Source organism: Pseudobacteriovorax antillogorgiicola, from assembly GCF_900177345.1.
Classification (GTDB): Bacteria; Bdellovibrionota_B; Oligoflexia; order Oligoflexales; family Oligoflexaceae; genus Pseudobacteriovorax; species Pseudobacteriovorax antillogorgiicola.
The window spans coordinates 165,386-184,809 of the sequence record NZ_FWZT01000004.1 but is presented as its reverse complement, the minus strand read 5'-3'; the positions used below and the strand labels follow the sequence as shown (position 1 = coordinate 184,809).

Annotated in this window: 13 protein-coding genes; 2 read left to right on the top strand and 11 right to left on the bottom strand. The window is 47.0% G+C overall.

The window, feature by feature from the left end; all coding sequences use genetic code 11:
• Positions 1–9 precede the first annotated feature (9 nt).
• From B9N89_RS06935 to B9N89_RS06925, 3 genes are all read right to left on the bottom strand, one after another.
• Entirely contained in the window at positions 10–1,023 is a 1,014-nt protein-coding gene (locus B9N89_RS06935; protein WP_143478136.1) for a J domain-containing protein, read from the bottom strand.
• Complete coding sequence (locus B9N89_RS06930) at positions 938–1,408, bottom strand: hypothetical protein (RefSeq protein ID WP_132316761.1); 471 nt, start codon at positions 1,406–1,408, stop codon at positions 938–940. The genes B9N89_RS06935 and B9N89_RS06930 overlap by 86 nt, the downstream gene beginning before the upstream one ends.
• A gap of 99 nt (positions 1,409–1,507) precedes the next feature.
• The gene (locus B9N89_RS06925; RefSeq protein WP_159455205.1) at positions 1,508–2,248 is read right to left on the bottom strand and encodes a class I SAM-dependent methyltransferase; all 741 of its coding nucleotides are present in this window, start codon (positions 2,246–2,248) and stop codon (positions 1,508–1,510) included.
• A gap of 187 nt (positions 2,249–2,435) precedes the next feature.
• Between B9N89_RS06925 and B9N89_RS06920 the strand changes: the two genes are divergently transcribed.
• Positions 2,436–3,788, top strand: coding sequence for a phospholipase D-like domain-containing protein (locus tag B9N89_RS06920; RefSeq protein ID WP_132316765.1), 1,353 nt, complete (start codon positions 2,436–2,438; stop codon positions 3,786–3,788).
• A gap of 43 nt (positions 3,789–3,831) precedes the next feature.
• Here the strand turns inward: B9N89_RS06920 and B9N89_RS06915 are convergent, their stop codons facing one another.
• A complete protein-coding gene (locus tag B9N89_RS06915; RefSeq protein ID WP_132316767.1) occupies positions 3,832–6,756 on the bottom strand; it encodes a S8 family serine peptidase in 2,925 nt (974 codons plus the stop codon).
• A 184-nt stretch (positions 6,757–6,940) separates the two neighbouring features.
• On the opposite strand from B9N89_RS06915, the gene B9N89_RS06910 reads away from it, so the two are divergent.
• Positions 6,941–7,405, top strand: a complete 465-nt coding sequence (locus tag B9N89_RS06910; RefSeq protein WP_159455204.1) for a GNAT family N-acetyltransferase — start codon at positions 6,941–6,943, stop codon at positions 7,403–7,405.
• A gap of 30 nt (positions 7,406–7,435) precedes the next feature.
• Here the strand turns inward: B9N89_RS06910 and ppk2 are convergent, their stop codons facing one another.
• The 7 genes from ppk2 to B9N89_RS06875 form a co-directional block, all read right to left on the bottom strand.
• The gene (gene ppk2 / locus B9N89_RS06905; protein WP_132316771.1) at positions 7,436–8,218 is read right to left on the bottom strand and encodes a polyphosphate kinase 2; all 783 of its coding nucleotides are present in this window, start codon (positions 8,216–8,218) and stop codon (positions 7,436–7,438) included.
• A 173-nt stretch (positions 8,219–8,391) separates the two neighbouring features.
• On the bottom strand, positions 8,392–10,644 hold the full coding sequence (locus tag B9N89_RS06900; RefSeq protein ID WP_132316773.1) for a fibronectin type III domain-containing protein: 2,253 nt from the start codon (positions 10,642–10,644) through the stop codon (positions 8,392–8,394).
• 254 nt (positions 10,645–10,898) lie between these two features.
• The gene (locus B9N89_RS06895; protein ID WP_132316775.1) at positions 10,899–12,152 is read right to left on the bottom strand and encodes a zinc metalloprotease; all 1,254 of its coding nucleotides are present in this window, start codon (positions 12,150–12,152) and stop codon (positions 10,899–10,901) included.
• 248 nt (positions 12,153–12,400) lie between these two features.
• Positions 12,401–13,516, bottom strand: a complete 1,116-nt coding sequence (locus B9N89_RS06890) for a peptidase C39 family protein (RefSeq protein ID WP_412535405.1) — start codon at positions 13,514–13,516, stop codon at positions 12,401–12,403.
• Positions 13,517–13,520: 4 nt separating this feature from the next.
• Positions 13,521–14,630, bottom strand: a complete 1,110-nt coding sequence (locus tag B9N89_RS06885) for a DUF2817 domain-containing protein (RefSeq protein WP_132316779.1) — start codon at positions 14,628–14,630, stop codon at positions 13,521–13,523.
• A 2-nt stretch (positions 14,631–14,632) separates the two neighbouring features.
• Positions 14,633–16,081: a RimK family protein gene (locus B9N89_RS06880; protein ID WP_132316781.1), complete on the bottom strand. Its 1,449-nt coding sequence runs from the start codon at positions 16,079–16,081 to the stop codon at positions 14,633–14,635.
• A 304-nt stretch (positions 16,082–16,385) separates the two neighbouring features.
• A complete protein-coding gene (locus tag B9N89_RS06875) occupies positions 16,386–19,208 on the bottom strand; it encodes a 7TM diverse intracellular signaling domain-containing protein (protein ID WP_132316783.1) in 2,823 nt (940 codons plus the stop codon).
• Positions 19,209–19,424 lie beyond the last annotated feature (216 nt).

The window sequence follows — 19,424 nt, the reverse complement described above, 5'->3', positions numbered from 1 at the left end:
TCCGATTCTTTAAGCTCGTGAGGGCAGGCGCTTCAATATCTGATGATAGTGATGGGTGAGCTTTTTAAAGCGATCATCATCGCCCCCTGCAACATCGGGGTGGCAACGTTTAGCAAGTTCAAGGTAGCGCTTGCGAAGATCCCGTGCATTGGGGGTTCGATCAAATTCAAAAAACCGCAAGCTTTCCTCTAGTTCTGATTTGATACCGCGATCTCGTCCCGCCCCTTGTCTCCCAGGTCCGCTTGACCGAGGCTTTTGATAGTAAGCATTAAGAAAAGTCTCGCTAGCTTTGAAGAGAACTTGAAAGCAATGATCTAAGTCTGTTCGCGCACCGTCAACAGCCCCCCGCACCTTAAGTAGAAAAGCATGTATGGAGCGGCAGGCTAGATCATCAGGTAGCCCTTCCGGTAATTCGTTTAAGCGCAAATCTTGATAAGGACTTGCTAGCTGGCAGATCGAATACCACTGATGGTTGAGATCCAGTAAGTAGCGCCAAAGGCAAGGCCCAGGAGGCAGACTTTCAAGCTCAGTCTCACCCTCTTGCCAAGCTCGAACGACTTCATTTCGAAGCTTTCGAGCTTTTTCAGGGGAGAAATAAACAAACACAGCGTCCTTTCTAACATTACCAGGAAAGGGCCCCCACTCCGTCGCATGAGATTGGCGAAACCAAGCTTGGTGACGCGCCTGTGATAGTATCCCGAGCCGAAGCTCAAAGGTGCGTCTAAGGCCCTCAACTTTTTTTCTAAGATGAGAGATCGAGTCACTTGAATCACCACGGTGGGTGCACAATGCTTGGCGGAGTGATTTTACTAGGAATAGTCTTGCCTCCTCTTGCTCCATGACAACACTCAAGCAGGTGGCAACATTTCCCTCGCTAAGTATCGCTGGTAGAAACCAGTCATCCCGAGCGATCATACCCAGACTTGGGGGATGCTTATCAATCGCCGTTACCTCGCCTCTGACTATTTGTTTCCAGTTGGGTTGCCAGTTGATTGAGGTCTTCAGCAACCTCTGCAAACGCATCTGCTTTCCGCAGAAGGACTCGGGATTTGTAGTTGCCCTTGCTCAGTTCCTGGATATGGCGCCTGAAAGCATAAGTCGGCCCGATGAGTCGGTGCGTGTAGAAGATAGACATGGCCACTGTCACAAAAAAGTAGATCCCCGTAGCCACAAGCGTCCAAACAACCATCTCATTGATGTAGGCATCAAGAATGGACGTCACTTCTTCTCTAAGGTCTGTGAGTTCCAGAACAAGGTCATAAAATCGATAGAAGTTGGCATAAAATAGCCAAACCATGACCAAGCAGAAAATCAAGGCTAACACGATCGCATAGAGTCCAAGCTTCACCTGGAGAAGGGGTTGCAGTAAGTAATTACTAAATTTTCTTTTGTAACGGCGTCGCGACAAGACTTGAACCTCCCTTGGAACCATCTCCTCAAGTTTATCATGAAGTCTCGATCATCGAAAAGCCCCAAGCTTAGGCAACTTTTGGCCCTGGTTGAGGCTTTATGACTTTTCAAAAAAAACTAAATGCTGTCTCGGTAATCGAGATTCCAATTCCTTGAAGGTAAGCCCGAATTCAGGCCGGGAAAACTCGTATTTGATCTGCTTCATAGTCATTTTATGCAGGATCTTAATCGGCACCTTGGGGTCCTCACCACGATACTCAACCAATGCTATCCGGCCACCTTTCTTGAGGCTCTTCACCATACTCAGAACCATCTCGTGCGGATGAGAAAACTCGTGGTAGACATCAACCATAAGAACCAGATCCAAAACACCTGCTTTCAAGCCTAGGGAGTTCACTGAGCTTTGGCGAGCCAAGACATTCCTAACTTTCAGTTTCTTAGCCTTGGTGCGAATGGTGTTAAGCATCTTCTCTTGGATTTCTAAAGCATAGACACGTCCCTTGGGTGCTAGCTCTTGTGCCATTAGGAATGATAATCGGCCACTGCCCGCGCCCACATCCGCTACAGTCATCCCTGGCTTGAGCTTCAATAGCTTAATCAAGTTCCGAATATCCTCTTCTTTCTGTCGTTCTGGGCGCTCCAGCCAAGGGATACCAGCGGGTCCCATAACTTCAGCAATCTGCCTGCCCATGTACCACTTGCCAGTACTCTGCGGATGATGCTTGGCAAGAACCTTATAGTATCTACTGTCAATCGAAGACGGAGGAAAAACTCTGTGATGCCCTTGGACGCCTGCGGTGACCCCAAACACGATCAAGACAAGGACTAGCTGCCGCAATCTCGGCTCCTTTTGAAAAAAATGCATGCCAACATTTAATCGGGACAGCAAGATCTTGTCAAGCTGGGCACTTACTGTAGCTCACGATGAACCCCAGAATTCTGATAGCTTCGATCCAATCATTATGATGTACCAATAAGGCTAAATCCCCTTAAGATAAGGGCCCTTCAATAAAGGAGATTTCTAAATGAAACTATTACGAGTACTATGTTTAACTGCATTCCTATCTACCCCTGCCTATAGTGAGGTTGAGGTTCTTTTTCACCCCTTTGACCCCACCTTAGAAAAAGCCGCTCTATGGATATCCGAAGCGCAAAGCTCTATTGATCTAGCTATGTATAACCTCGATGTCACTGACGCGAGTCCTGTCATCCGGATGCTGAAGTCAGATGCAATCCAATCGAAGATCTCTTCTGGCGAGCTTAAAGTCCGCATGATTTTCGAAGGTTACAAAGGGAAGAGCCATGCCACCAAGCTCGCTCTGGGTCTTGAGGAGCTAGGCATCGACCTTCGTTTCTTGAAGTCTGGGCGTAAGGTACATCACAAGTTTGCTGTTCTTGACTACAACACAGATCAACCGCGAGTTATCAGTGGTTCTGCCAACTGGTCTTTAGGATCTCGGTCGAACTACAATGAAAACATCCTTTTCATGGATGACGAGCAGTCTATGGCCAGCCGTTTTCAAAGTGAATTTAACTTACTTTGGTCTGCAAGCGAAGAAGTTGGTGAAGAGCTCGTTGGAAATGTTAACCTATTCGTACCGGAAGCTGGAGAAGATCCTTCTTTGCAAGTTACAATGAACTCAGACAACTTTCGTTTTTCTGGCTTACGGGTCACACGCAAGTCCTACGATGAAGGCTATGTTTTAACAAGAGAGCTTGTAAGAGCTATTGACTCTGCCAAAGAAAAGCTTGAAATTGCTACAACACGCTTTAAGTTACGCCCAGTATATGATGCAGTCCTTCGCGCTGCTGCCCGTGGAATTAAGGTTCAACTATTGGTAAATATGGACCAGTACGATCCATACCAAGATCGTAAGAAGTGGACTCTTCCTGAGTGCCAAGATCCGTACTTAGAGTCATGCTCAGCTTCTATGAACTTCTCACACTTCCTTGACAAGCTTGAATTCGATGGCCACGAAAACGTTGAAGTTCGTATCAAGTTTTTCAACCTTGACCCAACTGCTTACCTCAGCCGCCAGATGCACTCTAAGTATCTGATCGTTGACGACCAAACAGTTTGGACTGGCTCGTTCAACTGGTCATACTCTGGTGAGTACAGCCATATTGAGAACTTGGTCAAGATCCAAGGTGGAACTCACGTCGAAGCGGTTGCGGGCTTCAACAGAGACTTCGCCCAACTATGGGATCTTAACCGTAGTCAATACCAAGAGTTCAAAGGCCGCATGATCGATGCTCTTAAGAACGATAAGAAAACTGACTGTAAGTTCGAGCCAATGGCACTTACTTTTACAGAAATTGACATCCTACTTCGTATGGGGTGGTGGTACGATAAAGAACTTAAGGACGCTTGCGAATAATTTCGTTTCGTGTAGCCGAGAGCAGACGCTCTCGGCTTTCTTCTTAGTAGAAAAGATAGGGCAGTGTACCGATCTGTATTGATTCTGGCCGCCCCTGATGAGGGGTGATATAGATGCCAACTTCATCAAATATTTCTTCAGATTGGCCCTCCTCCCATAGAAGGCTCACCTGACTTCGCTCTAATTCGTCAACCTGGAAGTTTCCGCTGGCCAAAACCTTATCGGTGGCAGGAACTGTTTCGCGACGCAACCACCAAAGCAAGGAGTCCTGAGCTTCCTCCATTCCATCCGTATACTCAAAGCTAGAGCAATACACCTCAGCAACACCGCCCTGGCTCGTTTCGTCGACGTCTATAACTCTAGATGAAGAGAAGTACTTGAAGTCTAGGAATTGACCGAACTTATCGTAGATATAGGCATTGCAGTGCCTGCGCACATAGCTGCTTAAACTGGTTTCCAAAGTCGCAACCCTCAGCCTGAACTGGCCAGATTCGTCCAAAGGCAAATGAAAGTGTACCTTATCGTGAATCGGCGCTCTGTTATAGAAGCTCTCGACAACTTTTGGTAGTGGCCGGACTTCCAACCTGCCACGGAGGTCGTGACCTTGGTTTTTAAGCCAGATACTCTTATCCCCATTGGTAAGAGCCGGGTTTACCAGGACTAAATCTACCGTTTCTACTTCTATTTGAAGCTTATAGGGACGTATTGTGCCACCATATCTGCTAACAGCCAGCTGATACCAACCAGCTTGATCGACCGAAATAAAGCTGGTATCACCACCCATTGCCACACTACCAGCCCTAAGCCCTTCAGGATTATAAACAGTCAGCCCAAGGCGATCGCGATCACCTTCCAAAAGATCAGTTCGCACCACTAATCCTTGAACTCCACTGGGAATATAAAGGTGACGCCGCACTCCTTCCTCGGAACCGATGGTCATCACATCACTCTGATACGACTCCCTCAGATCGTGATCCCAGATATATGTGACTGGAACCTTAGTAACAACCCGCCCATCAGCGGCACGATAGATAACCTCTCCGAAGTACTCATGCCCCGGCTGCGGGCTTGGAATTTGGCTGGGATCAACCAAGATATATTGATAGGAGCTGCCAAGGCTGACTAGAGCTCTCCCTGGGCCCGTGATCCATGGTTCTGAGTATTCCACCGTGAGTGGCATGAGCATCTCGGCTTGCTGATCGTCACTTACCAAAGATGACGCCTCACCACGGAGGCGGATGCGAAACTCTTCCATTCCCGGTTGGCGACTCCGAAACGAAAGACTTCCCGTTTGAGCAATGGAGAGGGTCTCTGCCCCTGAAAGTCTTACTTGAATATTCTTGAACCGCCGGCCTTGAATCATGCCCTTATAGATTTCAACGGCCTCATCGATTTGCGGCAAGCCATAGCCTTGTTCCACAAAAGGTGAGTCAGCAATTGGTCTGGCACTTTGCCGAACGGCTGCCACGATACTCGATGCATCGAACTCTAAACCTAGTTTTTTTACATGAGAGATCAGGACAGCAGCAAATCCTGCTGCTGCGGGCGAGGCAGAGCTGGTGCCCGAGAAGCCACGAAAACCACTACCTTTGGTACTATGCGTGATGGAGCTAAGAGGGGCAATCACATGAGGCCCACTGCCGCCATCTACGGCTGGCCCACGGCTAGAATAACGAATCACGCGTCCTTGCTCCGGAAGACCTGTAATTCCATGAACATTTTCTGCTAGCTCTTTGCTAGAAAATGCACCTGTTGCCAACACCGAGCGAGGATAGATAAGAGCACGATTCATCGATCCAAGACCAGGCCCGTTGTTTCCTGCAGAGAAACTCACTACCATATTGTAGCGCGTTACAATACGGTCAATAGCTTCAGACATAAAAAGCTGACTTTCAGGTGAGAGGAAATAGAGACTGTAAGAGATGTTGGCAACATCAGCCCCATTCTTCCCCATCCATTCCAAGGCTTTTAAAAAAGTTCCGATGGAGTAAATGCCCTCCTCGGCTTTAAAAACTTGAGCGCTAATATCGTAGTCGAGAATTTGTGCTCCCGGTGCCACTCCAGAGAATTGGCTACCGATTCGATGGCCTGCCATCACGGAAGCCACCCCTTCCCCATGAGAGTCCCCCGCAGACTCACCTTGATGGAACTGAACGCGACCAGTACCTGGATCGTAGTCGACCATCAAGTTGATCTTCTTGTCTGTATCCCAGTATAGGAAATCTCCAGAGCTAGCAAAATCCCGTAGGCATTCGTTTGGTTCTTCGATGGCTCCGTTTAAGCTGATATCGATACAAACCATGTTCTCGCGATCCGCTAGGACCTCCACGACATACTCATCCCGTGCCCCATTCCCATTGACATCGATCCATCGGAGACCACTATCCGTGTCTTGCTCTTCCTTAAGCGTCGCCGGGCCTTTGACCTTAATGTCATCATCATCGTCATCATCTGACGGCTTCAGAGTGAGGGTAAAGGCAGAACTGCGACTGCCATGTTTGATGTACTTTCGTTTCCCATCACTAGTTTCCCGAAACCCACCATGAAATGGTGAGATGCCATCATCAATGACCCCAACAACAACCCCGCGACCATCAGAGTGTGGATGCTGCTGCCAAAATGGAAGGAGGCCAAAGTCTTTTTTAGCGATAAACATGGCCTGTTCATCAACAGTAAAGGCCTCACGCTCAACAGCCTCGACTGGCTCATCCTTGATGACAGAAGCTCCTGGCGGGAGATCGATTTGGCCGATGTCTTCGTTTGGTCCTTCGATAATCACAACTTCATCGCCATCGTGATCTAGCCCAAGGTCATCTGCCTGATCCTTGACATCCCCTTGATCACCGACAATGATAACGCGACTTGATTCCCCCGGACGCAAGTCTAGGGCTTGGGCCACCGGACGAGATGGCGAATCGTGACAGGAATAGAGGACGCTTGTCATAAAAGTTAGCAAGGCAAGACGCATAAAGACTCCTTATGAAGGGATGTAAGGGGTATAACCTGTGGCTGATAGCCTTAGGAATGGAGCAAAATGAATTTGCACCTTAGTCAGTTTCTCGAAAGCGACAATTAAGGGCGAGTGTTCCTTAATTTGACTCTTTTGGCAATACAGCAAATGGAATGATGTGTTTATACAAGGCAGGATGACAATGAGCCAATTTAAATGGGTTTTTTCACCATTCTCTGAACTTAGTCCAGAGCAGGTTTACCAGATCCTCAAGGTTCGCCAGGAGGTTTTTATTATTGAGCAAGAAATCTATTATGTGGACACTGATGATCGAGACCAAGACGCCTGGCACCTCTTTGCCTGGGATGAGGATAAGCGAGAGGTCTACGCCTACCTCAGGCTCCTCCCCCCCGGAAAGATGGCAACTCACTCCGTTGGCAGAGTATTGACGAGCCGGTCCCATCGAGGGCAGGGCCTGGGTAAGCAGCTGATGGCGGAATTTATGCAGCAGGTTCAGGAGCGTTGGGGAGCGATTCCATTATCGATGTCGGCGCAGTCTCATCTTGAAGAGTTTTATAGACCCTTCGGTTTTGAGACAGTCTCGGAGCCCTACTGGGAAGAGGGCATCTTACATATCCGAATGATCTTCAAGCCCTGCGCACCTTAGGCAGATGCTAGTTTGATAGCTTAAAGGAGGCTAATGAGGTGACACCAGGCAACTAATAGCCTTCGATGAAGGCTCCAAAGAAACGCCGGTAAACCCCTTGTTAGGATAGTCAAATTGAGAAAGCACGTAACGAATCGATTCAAGCCGTGCGACTTTCTTTTCATTGCCATCGATTCGCACCCAAGGACTATGAGAAGGTGATGTCTTGGCAAACATCTTCTCCTTATAGCTGGTAAACTCATCCCACTTCTCTCGTGCTGCTAGATCAACAGGGCTGAGCTTCCAAGTTTTTAAGGGGTTCAATTGCCGGTCTTGAAGCCGTGATCCTTGCTCCTCTTGGTCAATGGAAAACCACAATTTGATCAGCTTGATTCCGTCATCAACCCATAATTTCTCGACTATATTGACTTGCTCCATAAAGCGTTCGTGCTCTTCAGAGCTACAAAATCCCATCACAGGCTCCACCACAGCCCGGTTATACCAGCTCCGATCGAAGAGTACGATGGCGCCAGCCTTCGGCAGGTGCTGGATATAGCGCTGGAAATACCATTGACCACGCTCCTCATCAGTGGGCTTATGCAATGCTACAACCTTGCAATAACGGGGGATCAGATGCTGGCGAAAGCGTAAGATCGCCCCACCTTTACCGGCTGTGTCGCGCCCTTCAAAAACGATGGCCAGGCGGATACCTTGTTCGGTGACATACTTTTGTAACTGTAGCAGCTCGACTTGCAGGCAGCAAAGCTCGTACATATAATCGCGATCGAGCTCATCTAGATATTCAGCAATAGAGTCAGGTTCAAACTTTTTCATAGGGTTTACACTCAGTCATAATGTTTACGGTGTTGGCTTATGGCTAGGTAAAGCTGGATTGAGGAAAGCAAGACCTAACCTTACTTCCCTTACACTATGAATGGAGGCGCTGACGACCCTATATTTTGCAGAAACAATGGGTGATCACACCGTCGATGCTTTTACCTAAGAAATCAGGGGAGAATCATCCAAAGAGCTGCATTGTACTGCTCAGCAGGATCAAATAGACGGCCAGCGCTGAGTAGGCTCCCGCTTGGCGTTGTAATCACTGCTTCACTGGCACTGCCTTGACCAGAAAGCTCGTAAAGCATGTAGCCAGAATCAGAGAAATTGCTACAGATGCTACCATCAGCTTTATAACACCAAAGAACGTGATTCATTTGCCCGTCCTGGCTAGAGCCAGATATATAAATCCGGCCAGGACTCAAAGCAATACTACCTCCTAAGTCATCATCAGCTCCGCCCGCGGCGCTGTCATGGATCACATAACCTGTGCCATTAAACGACGTATCGAGGTTTCCGCCCGTATCAATCTTCCAGATAGCCATATCTTTGTTTGAACCGTTGCTTGAGAAGCCAGTTGCAATTGTGTTGTTTTGAGAGTCGATTCTAATATCAAGGATCTCATCGTCACCAGGGCCACCAGCAGTATCATCCAGCTCCAGACAGCCACTGACTGCAAAGCCTGTATCTAAACTACCATCCGTATTATATCGACAGACAGCAGCCTTACGATCTGTTCCTGTGAAAAAACCACCAACTAGAATTTGCCCGTTGCCATCAATAGCAATGCCATTAGCTCGATCTGCCGCGCCGCCATCCTTTGAGGAATATCCAAGGCTGCCAAAGCTGGTGTCAATAGCACCAGTGCTATCGACTTTGCCAAGAAATAGATCGTTGTCGATGCCATTACCAGCATAACCAGTGACGAGAATGTTACCATCGGCATCAATTGCGATATCCTGAATCCGCTCAGATTGCGACGTCGTGATGATATTATCTAGCAGAGCAACGCCCGTGCTATTGAACGTCGTATCGAAATTACCGTTACCATCGATCCTTAGAATGAAGCCATCATCATCGCTGCCATTGCTCCCATAGCCAGCAATCAGGATTTTGCCACTGGGATCAAGTGCAACCGCGTGAGCGATCTCTTGATCAGGACCATTGCCAGTAATGTCATCAACGATAAGCACACCAGAGCTGGCAAAATTGCTATCAAGACTTCCATTGGGTTTAAATTTCCAAATGCTAACATCATTATCGTTGCCATTGAAAATCGCCCCAACAGCGATGGAGGAACCGTCGGGGAGGCCCACAAGGTCATAGATCGAATCAAAGCCACTAGCAGCCCCGTTCTGCGTTACTAAACCTGAAGAGTTAAAATCCAAATCTAGGCTACCTGGTTCAGCAATAGTTACTGGATTCTGGGGGCGAGAAAACGGCGATAGATTGCCCGAGCTGTCCTCGGCTGCAACACAAGTATAATAGGAAGAACCAGCGCTCAGATTATTCACAGTGATCGACGTATCTGTTGTCATGGTACTCACCGAGCAATTACTACTACACGATGTATCGGTACAGACCTTAACGTGATACTTGACAACATCCTTGTCCCCAGGGGCCTGCCAAGATACAGTTTGACTTGGTGAGCTCGAATAAAGCTTCGTGTAGCTCGCAACCAAGGGAAGTCCCGGTGCAGTGATATCACCTGGATCTTTAGTTGTTTGGGCCGTCTCCTCGCTTCGTTTCGGCAGGCGTACTGGAGCTGCTGTTATGACTTCTTTCTCTTCAGTGTACGTTTGATTGAGCCAAACGGGTTGATACTGACCAAAACCCCGAAGGTAGAACTTTAGCTTTCCGGATGTGCGGGAGTAATTACGTGATGTAATGAAACCAACCTTATTTCCATCTATGGTCTCAATATGATAAAGAATCACAAGGCTTCGTTCACCTTGGAGCCATAGAGACGTCTGCGTGAGAGGAATAGAGACTTGGATCTGGCCAATCGAGGTCTGGTCCATATCGCTATCAGAGCCAAACGTAATCGACTCACCAGCGTTGTCGAAGCCGTCTAAATCTAACTCTTGCACCGCCTCATTGGTCTCGAATGAATCTCCAATTTCAACTTGAATCTGGCCCACAACTCCATCGGGAACCAGGGTTTCAACAGTGACGACCCCAGAATCGGAGTTTAAGACCACTTGGTTCCCTTGACTGAAGGTTACATCGTCTAGATTTGCAGTCTTATCGATAACAACCGAGGATTCGGGGCTGCAAGATGCGAGCATTGTACTCAAAATAAGTATTCTAGCGGCTATGCTAGAGAAGTAATTCATGGTGTAACCTTTTATGGTGTGGAATACGTTTAGGTAAGATCGTCTCCTGGCTGATTCGCCTTTATAGACCTCTTCTTTGCCAATCATTATAAAAGGCTCTGGGAACTAATTAATTTCTGGAAACTACTCATGTGGACTAAGAAAAGTGTCTGCAGGTAAGAAACAAGAGGTGTTATTAGGTGCCTGGATTGTTTTGAGGTGGTCCAGAACTTCCTATCGTCAGCTGCTATAAGACATCTAACAACGGAGACATAATATTAAAATTACTTGGTTTTACGGTTTTCTAAGCGAAGCAACGAGGGCTTAAGCCCTCATTGCCCGTCTTGATTTGAGTTCAGTACTTAGCGATCAGCTCCGGGATGCTTCCAGCTAGGATTTTTACCATCAAGTGTTTTCTTACAAGCTACTTCGAAGTTCTGAGCATAGCTGTCGTCATAGATACAAAACAGGGTATGCCGATCGCCTTGGCTAAACGAGTTGCTTCGATTGTGTCGACCCATGATCGATTCACTATCGTAGTCACCAATAGTAAAGGCGCCATGAGCAACTCGACTAGCTCCATTATTGTAGGGGCTCGTTAGATCTTCATCACCATCTTTGTAATGGTCCCAGGGAGCATCAGGTCTATCGTAGGTATGGCGCAAGCCCATGGTGTGACCGAATTCATGGAGCAAGGTTGTTTTCCAAGCTGTGTCATAATCTTTTGCACGCCATTTCCGAACAACATTTGGAGTCCAGATCGTCAAATCTTGCTGATCACCCCGCACTGTGTCGTATCCAACGGTGGAGCTAGCATTATTGATGTAAGAGAATGAGATCAAGATCCGAAGCTCACCTTTACGACGCTCACCACATTCTTGCCAGCCTTCGAATTTAATTGGCAGCTTTTGGTTGATCTCAGCTTCAACGATGCTCTTAATTTTCTGACGAACTTCTTGCTCCTCATCCCAGTTATATTGGAGGGAGATATCTTCCAAGATTCTATGCCCGCCACTTTTCAGTCGCTTGATATGATCAGCCGTTTCCCCTTTAGCAAATTCAGGCTTATCATCGATACCAACAAAACACGCGCTTCCCTTACCATCAGGCCAAGGCCCACGATTTGGTTCAAGGCCCTCACCTCGATCACCAAACACATAGCCGCCTACGGTTGCTAAGGCATTGCCATCAGTTGTTTCGCTACCATCCTTTAAAACAGGTTCGATCACAACATCAGCAGAAATAGGCTCTCCTGTAGCCTTGCAAATAATAACTTTGATCTCATTAGAACCTGGTTTCAAAGTATGCACTCTGGACTTCAGGTCACTTCCCTCGCAGAAATGACTAGCTGCGATCACATCCTCGGCCTTGAAATACTCCATCTCAAAATGGTAAGTTCCAACCTGGTAACTTTCTTCGATCCGATTCTTATCTTTCGAAAACTCTTGATCAGTAACAAGGTTTCCATCTTCGTGACTTACTTTTAACTTCATCTTATCGTAGTCGAGATCTTGCAGTGGTTTGATAGAAACAGAAGCTGCTTCACTATCCTCAGATCTCTTACCACAGGCCGTAAACAACAAAACAGATACAACAGATACAACTCGTAACTTCATAGTAACCTCAAATTCATTAAACCTTGCAGCTAAACGCTGCGTCGAGGCAACTCTTAGCGAATCCCATCGATTCCTTTCAAGCATATTTTCTGTAAAATTGAATAAAAATTCGTGCCATAGTTCTCAACTATGCGATTCAAATCATATTCTCTATTAATACTGTTGCTTCTCCGATGAAATTGATTCTTCTCGGAGACAGCTGAGGTGATGGCAAAAGCGGACAATGTTAAAAAAGCGAGGAACAGTTCTTAAGCAACAGATTTCTTTAAAGCTACAGCGGCTCGGAGACGACTTGATCCAAAAGCAGACATCTTATCGAAGTCGTTTCTTGCGATTGGAATATGCTGGCAATCAATCGCAACTTGCTCTTCAGGCTCTACATAAGGATCATGAACATAGAAACACTGCTGATCAACGCCGGTTACTACCACCCAATGGGGAGCTTTCTTACCGTCAAGACGATAAGTACTGATTAAGATTAAAACCGAGTATCCTGATCTGAGCCAGGATTCTACCTGATGCTGGGTAACATCCTGATAAGCTATGCTCACTCCAGCCCTGTGACATGATGAGAGAAACTGATTATGAACCAGAGCGAGAACCTCTTTTTTGGTTTCTGAGCGAACTCCATCGAGAAATAGGACCTGCTCGGAGTTAACCATGGCTAATGCCTCAAAACCACGACGTTTCGCAGCGAGTGCTAAACCGAACGGATGACAGCCCCCATGACCTGAAGTCATAAAAACTGTTGTAGCCTCCCGCCAAAGATCGATTTCTGTACCTTGACACATTTCAATAGTATCGTCATGACTCGACATGGCCATCATCAAGGACGACGGCCCACAGGTAAACAAAGTTGTTTGCTGATACCATGGGGTAAGTCGGCTAAACCCATCCATGTCTTGCTGACGAATCCTTTTCTGCATCCTCAAAGCATCACTATGATCCTCATAGTAATCCGAGTACTCGCCGAAAACTCGATAGCCCGATTTTTCGTATAGTTGTATCGCCTTAGGGTTGTTCTTTGCAACTTCTAGGCGCATATACAACCAACCAGCTGCGGCGGCTAGGTTTTCAAGGTGATCAAGAAGATCAGTTGCTAAACCTAGGCCCCTTGCTTGGGGATGTACAGCAATCGAGTATAGCCTAGCGAGGCGCGTACCTCGGTGACGAAAGGTTAAACCATAGGCTAAAACCTTCGGCATCTCTTCTTTTGATACATTTTCTACAAGTACAAGATCACTATGCTCAGATCGAATGTGATGACGAAAACTACGACGACTCATTCTATCACCAATAAATGCCGTTTCTTCAATCTCAAGAAGGCCAGCAAGATCCTTTTCTTCAGCGATCCTAATAACCATAGAATTACGATTCACGATGATACTCCAGAACTTGGGATACCACCTGCCATCCCTTGAAGAGGACGGCCTGCTGCCAAAGTAAATCATCAGGGCAAAAATGATGAAGCATGGCTGAGCGGCGCTTTAGGTAAGATGAATCATTGGCATCCACCTCCTTAAAATCTTTCCAGAAGCCGTGCTCGTCACAAAGAACTTGAAAGAGTCGTTCTTTGCTATAAGTGCCAAATTCCAGGGTGACAAAGCACCCCGAGTCATTCATTAACTGATGCCAACGATAATCGAGAAGCCCCTCCTTGGGTACAGAAAATGATTCGCCACGAGCGGTTTCTGCTAGGGCTTGGCCAAACAAACGGCTCGCGAATTCACTTCCTGAGCTTTCAATGGGGTGATCTGATATCACTTCTCCATAAGCCCAAGGCCCCAGCCCCGAATGAAGATCAACCACAACCGTCTGCCGCCCCTCTAAACCCCAATCTTGGATGATCTCATCCATCACCGGATTAGCGAATGCTGGTCCCTGGCCACCGTAGAAAGGGGCCCAATCGATCAAATACTGACCGCCGCTCACCATAATATCGAATTCTGTTTGTCCCATAGTTGCAAGCAAGGCATGGAGTCGTTGATCACGTTCAGTCTTATTCTCACAAGCCAATGCTGCCGCGAATTCTTGAAACAAGGGATGACTTTCCGGCTTCTTGCCAAAGTCGATAAAATTTCGGTTCAGGTCGATGCCTTCCTGATCACATCGCCTCGCCCACTTCATACCCCATGGATTTAGAGCATGGATCATAAGAACTGCCTGCTGTAGCTCCAGTTTGATACGATCCTGACTAAATTCTTCCAAAATACAGCTTTGTACTGCACTACCGCAGTAGCCTTCCACTCCGTGGGTCCCGCTGATAAGCACCAAAACCCGCACCGCATCCCGGCGCCCAATCCAGGCAGTGTGAGTGACCAGCTCTGGAGTTTCTAGAATTGGCCAATCCTTGGTTTCTACCGGCTGGCAATTCAATCTATCTATACCCGCTAGATACTGCGAAACACTGCCTTCGTAGGTATTCTTGAACCAGTGAGAGGCTACTTGCCCACCAAATATGTGTTTAAGAATATCCATTCCTATCGCCCCCTTGCTTCAAGACGGCGCAAAAATTCTGACATAATCTGCATATATAACTCTTCACCAAGATAGTGATCTTCGACCCCATGCTCAATGCTAGGGTTGTCATTGACCTCCAGAACAAACGCCTTGCCATCACGCTCTTTGATATCGATTCCATAAAGGCCGTCACCGACAACCGCAGCTGCTTTTAAAGCAGCATCGAGAACCAGGCGAGGCACTTCAAAGGTCGGTAGAGCATCAAAACCACCTGAAAAGTCGCTCTTCGTCCCATGATTATAGATCTGCCAATGGTTGCGAGCCATATAGTAGCGACAAGCGTAGAGAGCCCGACCACCGAGCACTCCGATTCGCCAATCAAAATCGGTAAACATATACTCTTGAGCTAGCACAAGGGCTGATTCCTTGAGAAGCTTCTGAATGGTTTCTTGAAGCTCCTTTCGATCCTCAACTTTAAAGACACCTCTGGAACATGATCCCTCAGGCATCTTTAAAACGATCGGATAGGAGAAGCTTTTTTCAAGCTGAGCTAGAGTCTCCTCTTTCACATCCATAATAAACTGAGTCTTCAGGCTGGGGATTTTCTTATAGTTAAAGGCATCATGAAGAAACACCTTGTTCCAGCAGCGAAGAATAGAATTAGGGTCATCAATAACCACAAGGCCCTGAGACTCAGCCTTTTGGGCCAACTGATAGGTGTGGTGATCAATGGCCGTTGTTTCGCGAATAAAGAGACCATCAAATTGCTCAAGCAACTGTAGATCTGCGACAGTTACTGTTCGAACACGGATGCCTAGCTTCTCACCAGCTTTCGTAAATCTAGAAATCGCCCCTCGATTACTCGGAGGCACCTCTTCATCAGGGTTCACCAGCATGGCAATATCCCAGCGGAATTTTTTTTCGCTTTCCGGCTTGCGCCAGGTGCGATGCTGGTAGCTTTCCAGTGTTTTAAGACAAAAAGCTAGATCGTCCTCGGAAAGCTTGCCAAGAGCGGTGCCACGAACCACAACCCTTAGTCCAGCATCTTCTTTGATCACACTGATCTGAAGCAGGGGTGCAGAAAATTGCTGAAAGACCTTGCTAGCGATGCGACTAAACCTATCGTCCGCTACCTCACCCATGCAAACCAGCTGCTCTTCTTGCCGCTGCTTCGCCGCAAAGCTTCTTGCGATCGGTGAGTGACCGAGCCAAATGCTAGCTGTCTCCTGATTGCGAAGCGCGTTTATCACCTTCACGTTAGGGAGGGCCTCGTGATGACGCGCCTCAGCCAATAGGGAGCAATAGTATCCCTGGCTCAGGTGGCGGTCAATATGACAAAGGTTAATCACCCGAGTTTTCGGTTCGTTTAGCTTAGGATAGTCTTGCAGATAGTTGGTGAAGCTGATGGCTTTCAGCGAGGGAAAGCGGGTTACAAACTCATCATCGACAACAAAAAGAGACTTTATCATGATTCTTCCAGTAAAAGGGTTTTTGCGAAAAGCCTTGAATTCGCGTGCTACACTATTCAAGTTCCGGACCACAAGACTTAATTTTATGTAAACTTACGTTTTAGGCTGGATTGTAACCCTTAGACTCTGATGGGAATTGATTTTGCAATCGATTTGGCTTGGATGATCTCTGGATCGGTACTGTTTGGAACAAGTTCGAGTGCATCCCACCGTTGGCAACAAGAAAAAAGATTGGTTTCCCGTCACTGCCTGTCGCAAGATGCTACAGGCCAGCTTCCTTTTTTTGAGCAGTGTGTTCCAATCCCTAAGCAGCCCCGACCTGACTTATCCCCTCACTGGCGAGCCGGTGATAGCACTCGGATTGAAAAGACATCACAAAATCTAAGCCAAAGCGATCTGGGTAATGGGGAAGGCTCCTCAGTTCCACCCCAATCGCGGATGAAATATCATTTAGAAAACTGCGTACTGCATCCAACCCAACCCCGCGGCCCGCTACATTGTTAGCTTCCTTCTGAGTTGAGAAACCGGATGTAAAGAGCAGCTCCACCACTTCTTGATGGCTAGCGTGACTGGGGAGAGCAACCCCTAATTTCTGAGCTCGCTCTTGAATCTCTTTAAGACTAATGCCGCGACCATCATCACAGTAGTGAATGGTTAAGACCTTCGACGTCTCCGAAAGGGAAATCGTGATTTCACCCCGCTCGGCCTTGCCCCGAGATATGCGTTCATTGCCAGTTTCCAGACCATGTGCCAGGGAGTTTCTAATTAGGTGGACGAGGACCTTCTCAAAAATCTCCGCCGCCTGGGGGGATAGACCAAAATTATGATTAACGTAATGGATCTTGGGTAAGGGCTTCCCAAGCTGCTCGGCGATATCTCGAATCGAGTCAAGCTGTTCATAGACAATATCTTCAGGGGTTTTGTAGTAGTATTTCTTAAGGCTTAACATGTCATCATCTAAAACGTCTGGAAGCCTACCAAGAGCTTCCACACCTTCAATGACCCTCAGCACTAACTCCCTGGAGACCTGGATGAACCGATGATCGACCACCCTTCCAAGGCGATGGTCGTTGATTTCGATATACTCTTGGAACATGTCATGAATTCTTTGATGGGCGAGTCGTAGCTCCTCAGGGTCTTGAGCTTTGCCTTCATCTCTCCATCTTACCAAGAGAGTTTCTGCGTCATGGATCACAGTACTCAGTTGCCTTAGATCCAAGCTTCGAGAGACACCTTTAAGAGTGTGGTAGCTAATAAATGTCGAGCGAATATCATCATGTGTGATAATCTGGTGCTCCACAATAGGATCAATGGCTGACATCATATCACTAAAGACCTTTCGAAATTGAGAGAATCTTTCTGGCTTGACATCGATTAGTTGGCGAATTAATTCAATCTCTCGCCCCTTCTGATCAATTTGCTTTTGCATCTCGTGCTTTTCAGTCATATCACGAATGGCAACCAAAATCCTATCCACAACATCATCCTTGATCAGAGGGTTCCAATCTAGCTCCATCATAAGCTGCCGCCCTTCTGGGTTTTTAAAGTCCAGCTTATCAGGAAGAAGGTGATTATTGATATCAAAGGCCAGCGACTCTTCGCCCAAAGCCATCGACAAGGCCGTTTTCAATTGATCAACTTGATCACTAGAAAGGTTGCTATCATTGAGCAAAACGTCCGTAAGAGCTCTGCCGCCTAAGGCTTTACAGCCTAGAAGAGTTTCGAGATACGCAGAGTATTTCTGATCAATGGTGAGGCCATCGCTGGTCGTGAATATACCTTGGTGAATGTGAGTCAGGATATCTTGAACCTCTTGGGTTCGAACCTGCACCTTTTCCTCTAGGCCACGATTGATTTGATTAAGCTCCTCATTTAATGCTGCGATCTTGCTGGCATTCTTCTTTTTGGTGTAGCTAAAACGTATACCCAGCGCGATCGAGAAGAGGCTGACCTCGGCAGCGCCACCAACGAATTGTCCCCAATAGAAGAAAGCATTGCTTTCTACTACACCAAGACTGACAAACAAGTATCCCGCACTGCCCAGCAAGTAAGTTCCCCAAGCGCAAAGAAACACAAGAGCTGGCTGATAGCCTTCCTTAAAATAACGTAGCAATCCGAGAGAGACTACAAGGGGAATCAGTGCCGCTGACGAGAGCATAACCATGATCGAAGTTAGCGGCACGGACCATAGGTTGTTCACAAAAATATTGATGAGACTGACCGTACAGATCATCTTGGCCAGCAGAGTGAACGAGCGGAACTTTGAGTGCTTCATATCGAGAAAAAGCCAAGAAAAGATGATGGAACTTATGATGATAAGATCGATCAAAACCAATTGGATATGGTTACTATAGGTTTCAAATCCAAATAGGTGAAAACCCAGGAACTGACCAAAGTTGATCGCACTAATATGAAGTAGAAGGTTCAATGAAACACAAACCACATAGGACCAATAGACGGCATCTCTCATACTGATTGCTAGGATTGCATTGTAGACAATCATCACAATATGTGCGCCAATCAACAATCCAATCAGCAAGAAGTCCCAACGCATTGCTTCTTCATAGGGTGCCTCGTCCCAGACTTTAAGAGACAGATAGTTAGTGCTCTCTCCCTGACTGCGAAACAAGACCGTTGATTTACCTGGGGGCAAGATCACCTGAGCATTCATAGTTCGGATCTTAAGGTAGCGATTGCTAAATGCCTGTTGGTCTCCGGCTTCGAGGATTGACCGAATCCCGCTTGCATCGATCAGATACACATCATAGTAGTCTATAATACCGTGATCATTCTCGATAATAATAGATCTTTGTTCATCGCCATTTACAAGTTCAATCGCTGCCCAATACTCATCAGTACTCGCACCGAAATTTGGTCGATCACTATGATTGCGGGTAAAGCCTCCCTGTCTATAAATCTCAAAGGCTTTTGTAGAGCTTAAGGGATCCTCGCTGTTCTGATAGATTGAAAGATAGCGCCCAAGGAGATCTCCTTGCTGCATTTGTGCTAGGTCGTATTCAGACGAGAAAGCTTTGCTCGTCATGATTAGTAGGGTGAGCATCAGCTTGTATGACATCACTTTCCTCAGGCTTAATTCATAGGATTGGGCCTCAAGATATTCTAACATTACTCACCAAAATTCTCCCTCTAGAACCTGTGCAGCCGGAAGGAGTTCGAGGGCCCTGAATTCACCAATGTTGGCCACCAATCGAATTGCTCTTTTAAGAAGAATACAGACCTAGGTGTGTAGGGTAGCTTTGAGCCTTTTGGCATCAGCTAAGCAAGCTCCCGTTTGGGAGTAAGATGATCAATAAAGCCGTCGGTGATAATGAGAACGGGACCA